Annotated in this window: 7 protein-coding genes; 1 reads left to right on the top strand and 6 read right to left on the bottom strand. The window is 41.6% G+C overall.

Features of this window, described 5'->3' with window-relative positions; all coding sequences use genetic code 11:
- Positions 1-695 precede the first annotated feature (695 nt).
- Entirely contained in the window at positions 696-1,661 is a 966-nt protein-coding gene (locus tag ACYVIL_RS16320) for an integron integrase (RefSeq protein ID WP_216047049.1), read from the top strand.
- On the opposite strand, the gene ACYVIL_RS16315 is transcribed toward ACYVIL_RS16320, so the two are convergent.
- From ACYVIL_RS16315 to atpA, 6 genes are all read right to left on the bottom strand, one after another.
- Complete coding sequence (locus tag ACYVIL_RS16315) at positions 1,653-2,081, bottom strand: CBS domain-containing protein (protein ID WP_216047050.1); 429 nt, start codon at positions 2,079-2,081, stop codon at positions 1,653-1,655. The genes ACYVIL_RS16320 and ACYVIL_RS16315 overlap by 9 nt on opposite strands.
- Positions 2,082-2,254: 173 nt before the next feature.
- Positions 2,255-2,773 (bottom strand): PEP-CTERM sorting domain-containing protein, encoded by a 519-nt coding sequence (locus ACYVIL_RS16310; RefSeq protein ID WP_216047051.1) that lies wholly within the window; start codon positions 2,771-2,773, stop codon positions 2,255-2,257.
- A gap of 296 nt (positions 2,774-3,069) precedes the next feature.
- Positions 3,070-3,483, bottom strand: coding sequence for a F0F1 ATP synthase subunit epsilon (locus tag ACYVIL_RS16305; RefSeq protein ID WP_303477637.1), 414 nt, complete (start codon positions 3,481-3,483; stop codon positions 3,070-3,072).
- A 57-nt stretch (positions 3,484-3,540) separates the two neighbouring features.
- Complete coding sequence (gene atpD, locus ACYVIL_RS16300; RefSeq protein ID WP_303477636.1) at positions 3,541-4,926, bottom strand: F0F1 ATP synthase subunit beta; 1,386 nt, start codon at positions 4,924-4,926, stop codon at positions 3,541-3,543.
- Between the two features lie 31 nt (positions 4,927-4,957).
- Complete coding sequence (atpG, locus tag ACYVIL_RS16295; RefSeq protein WP_460313489.1) at positions 4,958-5,818, bottom strand: F0F1 ATP synthase subunit gamma; 861 nt, start codon at positions 5,816-5,818, stop codon at positions 4,958-4,960.
- Positions 5,819-5,869: 51 nt separating this feature from the next.
- Positions 5,870-7,411 (bottom strand): F0F1 ATP synthase subunit alpha, encoded by a 1,542-nt coding sequence (gene atpA, locus ACYVIL_RS16290; RefSeq protein WP_303477631.1) that lies wholly within the window; start codon positions 7,409-7,411, stop codon positions 5,870-5,872.
- Between the last annotated feature and the right edge of the window lie 8 nt (positions 7,412-7,419).

The raw sequence follows: 7,419 nt of genomic DNA, 5'->3' as shown, positions 1-7,419 counted from the left end.
ACTTAAAAATAATAAACAACTACATTTTAAAAACGAACGAATTACGGTAGCTAAAAATCAATAAAAATAACCAGTTGAGAGCAGGTTTAGACTGCCACAACATTAATTCTCTTTAACCTCATAACGTCCGAATTTGCTGCACAAACTTGTGGCCTAAACTTTGTGAGGCACGAACAATGGCCGCGAGTTTGGGTCAGCAACATACGCTTGTTATTGCGCCACCCCACTTCACTATCGCGGCTGTGCCGCCACGAACTGTTAGCACAACAACTTGATTAAAATTATTATCCTAGACTAAACCAAACAACCAGAATACTGCAACTATTGATAAACGTTACTGTGAACTAGATTTGATAAGGCTGGTTTTGGATAGAAGGATTTAAAGTTGAATGAACCGCAGGCGAATTGCGGAAAAAAGCGCTAGTTAACTCGGAGATAAACGGTAGATATCCGCCTTTGCGCTATAACAATATTCTTAGTTAGAAAAAATCCCGATTATCACACGGAATAAATCCTTGTTTTCACGTTGTTCTTTTTTAACATAATTAGCAAGTGCCTGTACAGATTAAAAATATGCTCTTTAGGGTAGGGTTTCTCTTGTAAAAGTACAGTTTTTTACCACTTTATTGCTGTTATGCGGAAGAGTTGTCTATTCTGGTTGTTTATACAGTGCTTTTACAAGGAACGTAAAGGATATGAAATCACCATTTTTGGAAATGCTTAAAGATGAAATGTATCAGCGCCATTATGCAAAACGAACTATTCAAACCTACTTAACTTGGATAGGGAGTTACATTATTTTTCATAAAAAGCGTCATCCTGCGCAGTTACATAATGTGGAGGTAGAGCAGTTTTTATCCCATTTGGTATTGGAATTAGACGTTGCCGTATCAACCCAAAAAATTGCGTTGAACGCATTGTCTTTTTTGTATGAGGAAATTATTGAGAAACCTTTGTCGTTGAAGCTGAAATATGTGCGTAGCACTCGACAGCAGAAACTACCTGTTGTGCTAACGCAGCCTGAAATACGTAGTTTACTTAATTGTATCAATGCCAATTATAAATTGCCTGCTTCGCTTTTATATGGCAGTGGGTTGCGGCTCATGGAATGTATTCGTTTGCGGGTTAAAGATATTGATTTTGACTATAAATCTGTGCGCATTTGGAACAGTAAAGGCGGTAAACATAGGGTAGTGACCCTTGCTGACAGTTTATTATCTGATCTACACAAACAAATCATTTCGGTGGAGCAGTATTTGGACGCTGATAATGCTAATCCTGATTTTTCAGGGGTGTGGTTACCCAATAGACTACGAGTGAAGTTTAAGTCTGCAAGTAGAGAACTGGGTTGGCAGTATCTGTTTCCGTCAAAAAGGTTATCTATCGATCCGGAAACTAAAAGATTACGGCGTCATCATATCGATGAGACAGGCCTACAAAAAGCAATACGGACGGCAAGTAATACTGCGCAGATAACTAAGCATGTAACTCCTCACACCCTACGTCATACCTTCGCAACTCATCTGCTGCAATCAGGGGCCGATATTCGTACGGTTCAAGATCAACTGGGCCATGCTGATCTTCGCACCACGCAAATATATACACATATTTTGCAACGAGGTGGAAACTCTGTCATTAGCCCGTTATCTAATCTATTTTGAAAGGTATTTTTCTAACTGTTTTGTCTCTACAAACTTAAAGATATCTCGCCAGCTTAGAATACCCACCGGTTGAAAATTTACATTTATAACGGGGATACAAGAAACTCGATGTGAATTAAACATTTGAATGGCTTTGAAAAGTCCGCTGGTGGGGGGTAGGGTGACTAAGTCTCGACTCATTATTTGGTGCACCCGCTTGTTTAAACTAGCTACATCTTTTAGCGATTCAACAGCTGTATCAATATTCGGGCTAATTGCTTTTAAGTAATCTCTATCGGAGAGAATGCCCACTAGCTTGGTATTCTCAACAACAAGCAAATGATGAAAGCGGTGATTTTCAAATAATCTTTTTACCTCAGATAAGGTGCTGTCCATTTGTACACAAACTATATCTGTGGTCATGATAGTTTTGATTTTCATATCAAAGAACAACGTCCTTACGCTGATTTATATGGATTAACTATAAACCAGAGTTCACTTTTGAAACCAGTATTAATCTGCTTTTATGGTCAATTTATAATTATTACAAAAGCTTAGTTATAAAAAAACCCAGCACTTGGCTGGGTTTTGTCTAATGTTACAACAGGTACTTTTTATTTAGTTTTTCTTCTACCAAACAGAAGTAGTCCTGCGCTTAACAACAGCAATGCACTTGGTTCAGGTACCTCTGTAGCCACTTCCCATTTTACCGCAAAGAAATCTGTATCAGCTAAGCTTCCAGTTGGCCCAGTGGATAGTGATGCGTCACCGTCAAACGTGGTACCAGAAAAACCATCAGGGAAAAAGGCTATTGCTGTCACGCCGTTGTCTGCTAAGTTCCCAGAACCATTAATTATGACAGGAGTAGGACCGGTTGAATCAAAAATGGTGCTAGCTGTTAATGCCACGTCTGCCAATGAAAATAACTCGCCAAACACATCTAAGCTCAGATCAGTGACAATGGAATTGGAAAGAATTTGACCACTAGTTCCACTAAACAAACTGTCATCGAATTCTACAAAACCAGACACCCCAGCTACACCAGTTGCGTTAAATTTGATTAAAGCTGCATTTGCAAGGTTAGTGACCGTGAACAAGAAAATAGCCAGAGAAAATAGTTTTAGTTTTTTCATAAATATTCCAAAGTTGTTTAGCGTAATAGCACGCTGATCAAACGTCACTGTACAAATAACAAGCATATATTATACCATGATTAAAATAGCTATATTTCAGTTATTTAGAAAAGACCAGAAATGTAACTGTAAAAATAGTTGACGGATTGAAGGTGTTTTTGGAGAAATTTCAGATAGTGTAATGATGTTAAAGGTTACAGGATCATCATTGTAAGTTCGATTCGCTGCCTACTAACATGTACAAGCAATAAAAAACCCAGCACTTGGCTGGGTTTTTACGAATAACTAAATTCTGGTTATTTACGCAATTTCTGAATTAAACGAATTTGCGCGATGGCTTCTGCAAGTTGAGCAGCGGCTTCAGCGTAATCAAAATCAGCTCCGCCGTTAGCAATATGCTCTTCAGCTGAACGTTTTGCTTCTAAAGCAGATTGTTCATCTAAGTCTTCTGCGCGAACAGCTGTATCAGCCAAAACAGTTACTGTGCCAGGTTGAACTTCTAAAAGTCCACCAGCGATGTAGATGATTTCTTCTTCACCAAACTGTTTAACCAAACGAACCATGCCAGGATTTAACGCTGTAATTAAAGGTGCGTGTCCAGGATGAATACCTAGCTCACCTTCACTACCGGTAATCTGAATAGTTTCTACCAGACCAGAAAAAATCTTGTCTTCGGCACTTACCACATCCAGATGTACTGTCATTGCCATGGGACCTCCTATTTAGGTTTACGAAAAAACTAAGGAAAAGACGCAATATATTGCGTCTTACTTGCCTTTGGCTTTTTCAGCGGCTTCGTCTATTGAGCCAACCATATAGAAAGCTTGCTCTGGTAAGTGATCATACTCACCTGCAAGGATCCCTTTAAAGCCACTGATAGTATCTTTTAAAGATACATATTTACCTGGAGAACCGGTAAATACTTCAGCAACGAAGAATGGCTGTGACAAGAAACGCTGGATCTTACGAGCACGAGATACAGATAATTTGTCTTCTTCAGACAATTCGTCCATACCTAGAATCGCAATGATATCTTTCAATTCTTTATAACGCTGAAGAACCGACTGAACGCCACGTGCTGTGTCATAGTGCTCTTGACCAATAACCTGAGGGTCAAGCTGACGAGACGTAGAATCTAGTGGGTCAACCGCTGGGTAAATACCCAAAGAAGCGATATCACGTGACAATACAACGGTTGCATCCAAGTGAGCAAAGGTTGTTGCTGGGCTAGGGTCGGTCAAGTCATCCGCAGGTACGTATACCGCTTGGATTGAAGTGATTGAACCGGTTTTAGTTGATGCAATACGTTCTTGCAACACACCCATTTCTTCAGCCAATGTAGGCTGGTAACCTACCGCTGATGGCATACGACCTAGTAGTGCTGATACTTCTGTACCCGCTAGTGTATAACGATAAATGTTATCTACGAAGAACAGTACATCACGACCTTCATCACGGAACTTCTCGGCCATTGTCAAACCGGTTAACGCTACGCGCAAACGGTTTCCAGGAGGCTCGTTCATCTGTCCGTATACTAGCGATACTTTATCTAGTACGTTAGATTCGTTCATTTCGTGATAGAAATCGTTACCTTCACGAGTACGCTCACCAACACCGGCGAATACTGAGTATCCACTGTGCTCGATTGCGATGTTACGAATCAATTCCATCATGTTTACTGTTTTACCTACACCAGCACCACCGAATAGACCAACTTTACCACCTTTTGCGAAGGGGCAAACCAAGTCGATTACTTTGATACCAGTTTCAAGTAGTTCTACAGAACTTGATTGATCTTCGTAGCTAGGCGCTGCACGGTGAATAGACATACGCTCTTCTTCACCAATTGGGCCAGCTTCGTCGATTGGATTACCTAAAACGTCCATAATACGGCCCAATGTTTTGGTACCAACTGGAACGGTTATAGGTGCACCTGTATTTTCTACAGCTAACCCGCGGCTCAACCCGTCAGTGGTTCCCAATGCGATACTACGTACCACACCGCCACCAAGTTGCTGTTGCACTTCTAAGGTTAATCCCTTCAAGTTACCTTCGGTAACTATCAGTGCGTCATATATAGTTGGAACGGCATCTTGTGGAAATTCAATATCCACAACCGCACCAATGATTTGGACGACCTTACCTTGACTCATGTTTAGTCCTCATTAATTTTTAAACCTTTGCCTACACCGCTGCCGCGCCGCTAACTATTTCACTAATTTCTTGAGTGATAGCTGCTTGACGTGCTTTGTTGTATACCAATTGCAAATCATCGATTAGATCGCCGGCGTTATCGGTAGCAGCTTTCATCGCTACCATTCGCGCGGCTTGCTCTGACGCAGAATTCTCTACTACGCCTTGGTACACCTGAGATTCGATATAACGGACCATTAATTTTTCCAAAATTGGTTTTGGATCTGGTTCGTAAATGTAATCCCAACGATGCTTTAATTCTTCTTCATCAGACTTAGGCAAAGGTAACAATTGATCGATTCTGGGTTCTTGCGTCATGGTATTGACAAAGTCGTTGTAGACCAAAAACAAACGGTCTATTTCACCTTCGTTATACGCGTTTAACATTACGCGTACTAAACCAATAACATCTTGAACACTTGGCGAATCACCTATGCCAGATTCAGCAGCAAGTACCTTGCCTCCGAATCGGCCGAAAAAACCACATGCTTTTGCGCCTAATGCAGCGAAGCTCACTTCAACGTCTTGTTGTTGCCACTTATTGACGTCTTGGCTAACTTTTTTGAACTCGTTAGAGTTCAAACCACCACACAGACCACGGTCAGTTGAAATCACGATGTAACCAACACTTTTCACCTCGCGCTCATCCAAATATGGATGGCGATATTCAAGGTTACCGTGGGCTACGTGACCAATAACTTGTCGCATGCTTTCGGCATATGGACGGCTGGATTCCATACGGTCTTGCGCCTTTTTCATTTTAGACGCGGCAACCATTTCCATAGCACTGGTGATCTTCTGAGTGTTTTTAATACTCCCGATCTTACCTTTTATCTCTTTACCGCTGGCCATGACTTATCTCCGATTTCTCAACGTTAGGGTAGCGTTAAGCTACCCAATTGATTACCAAGTTTGTGTTGCTTTGAATTTGTCCAAAGCTTCAGTTAACTGGCCTTCAATGTCACCGTTGTAATTACCAGTGTCGTTAAGTGTTTTCATAAGATCAGCATATTCAGCGTTCATGAATGAATGTAGTGATGCTTCAAAATCCAACACTTTATTCAATTCAATGCCTTTCAAATAGCCTTTTTCAACTGCAAACAAAGAAACACCCATATCGCCCACTGAAAGCGGTGCATATTGGTTTTGCTTCATTAATTCAGTTACGCGCTCACCGTGCTCAAGTTGCTCACGAGTCGCTTCATCAAGATCAGATGCAAATTGCGAGAATGCCGCCAATTCACGGTACTGAGCCAAGGCTAGACGAATACCGCCACCTAGTTTCTTGATGATTTTAGTTTGCGCTGCACCACCAACACGAGATACCGAAATACCGGCGTTAACCGCTGGGCGAATACCCGCGTTAAACAAATCAGATTCTAAGAAAATCTGACCATCGGTAATGGATATTACGTTAGTAGGTACGAATGCTGATACGTCGCCTGCTTGAGTTTCAATGATTGGCAATGCAGTCAATGAACCCGTTTGGCCTTTTACTTCACCATTAGTGAATTTTTCTACATAAACGTCGTTTACACGAGCAGCACGCTCAAGAAGACGAGAGTGAAGATAGAAAACATCACCAGGATAAGCTTCACGACCTGGAGGACGACGAAGTAGCAATGAAATTTGACGATAAGCTACAGCTTGCTTAGACAAATCATCGTATACAATTAGAGCGTCTTCACCGCGGTCACGGAAAAACTCACCCATTGTACAACCAGAATAAGGTGCTAAGTATTGAAGTGCTGCAGACTCAGACGCAGAAGCGGCCACAACAATGGTGTGATCCATCGCGCCGTGCTCTTCTAGTTTACGTACTACGTTAGCAATAGTTGACGCCTTTTGGCCAACCGCTACGTATACACAACTTACGCCAGTACCTTTTTGGTTGATGATGGCGTCGATTGCCAAAGCAGTTTTACCTGTTTGACGGTCACCGATAACCAATTCACGTTGTCCACGACCTACTGGGATCATGGCATCAACCGACTTATAACCTGTTTGGATTGGTTGGTCTACTGATTGACGTTCGATTACGCCAGGTGCAATTTTCTCTACAGGTTCGAAACCTTCAGCATCAATTGCGCCTTTTCCATCAATAGGCTCACCCAAAGTGTTAACTACGCGACCTAAAAGGGCACGGCCAACAGGAACTTCCAAAATACGACCTGTAGATTGGACTTTCATACCTTCACGTAGATCCGCATAAGGACCCATTACTACCGCACCTACAGAATCTCGTTCAAGGTTCAATGCGATAGCATAACGATTACCAGGAAGCTCAATCATTTCACCTTGCATTACATCGGCAAGGCCATGGACACGAATGATACCGTCAGTTACACCAACAATAGTACCTTCGTTACGAGCTTCACTTTTTACATCAAACTGTTCAATTCGTTTTTTGATCAGTTCTGCAATTTCAGTGGAATTCAGTTGCATGCTCTATT

It is taken from the genome of Aliiglaciecola aliphaticivorans (genome assembly GCF_054782055.1).
This window is presented reverse-complemented; position numbering and strand designations above follow the sequence as displayed.

Bases quoted from the DNA above. Each gene is read 5' to 3' on its own strand.
- ACYVIL_RS16320 (WP_216047049.1), top strand. From the start codon at position 696: ATGAAATCACCATTTTTGGAAATGCTTAAAGATGAAATGTATCAGCGC.
- ACYVIL_RS16315 (WP_216047050.1), bottom strand. From the start codon at position 2,081: ATGAAAATCAAAACTATCATGACCACAGATATAGTTTGTGTACAAATG.
- ACYVIL_RS16310 (WP_216047051.1), bottom strand. From the start codon at position 2,773: ATGAAAAAACTAAAACTATTTTCTCTGGCTATTTTCTTGTTCACGGTC.
- ACYVIL_RS16305 (WP_303477637.1), bottom strand. From the start codon at position 3,483: ATGGCAATGACAGTACATCTGGATGTGGTAAGTGCCGAAGACAAGATT.
- atpD (WP_303477636.1), bottom strand. From the start codon at position 4,926: ATGAGTCAAGGTAAGGTCGTCCAAATCATTGGTGCGGTTGTGGATATT.
- atpG (WP_460313489.1), bottom strand. From the start codon at position 5,818: ATGGCCAGCGGTAAAGAGATAAAAGGTAAGATCGGGAGTATTAAAAAC.
- atpA (WP_303477631.1), bottom strand. From the start codon at position 7,411: ATGCAACTGAATTCCACTGAAATTGCAGAACTGATCAAAAAACGAATT.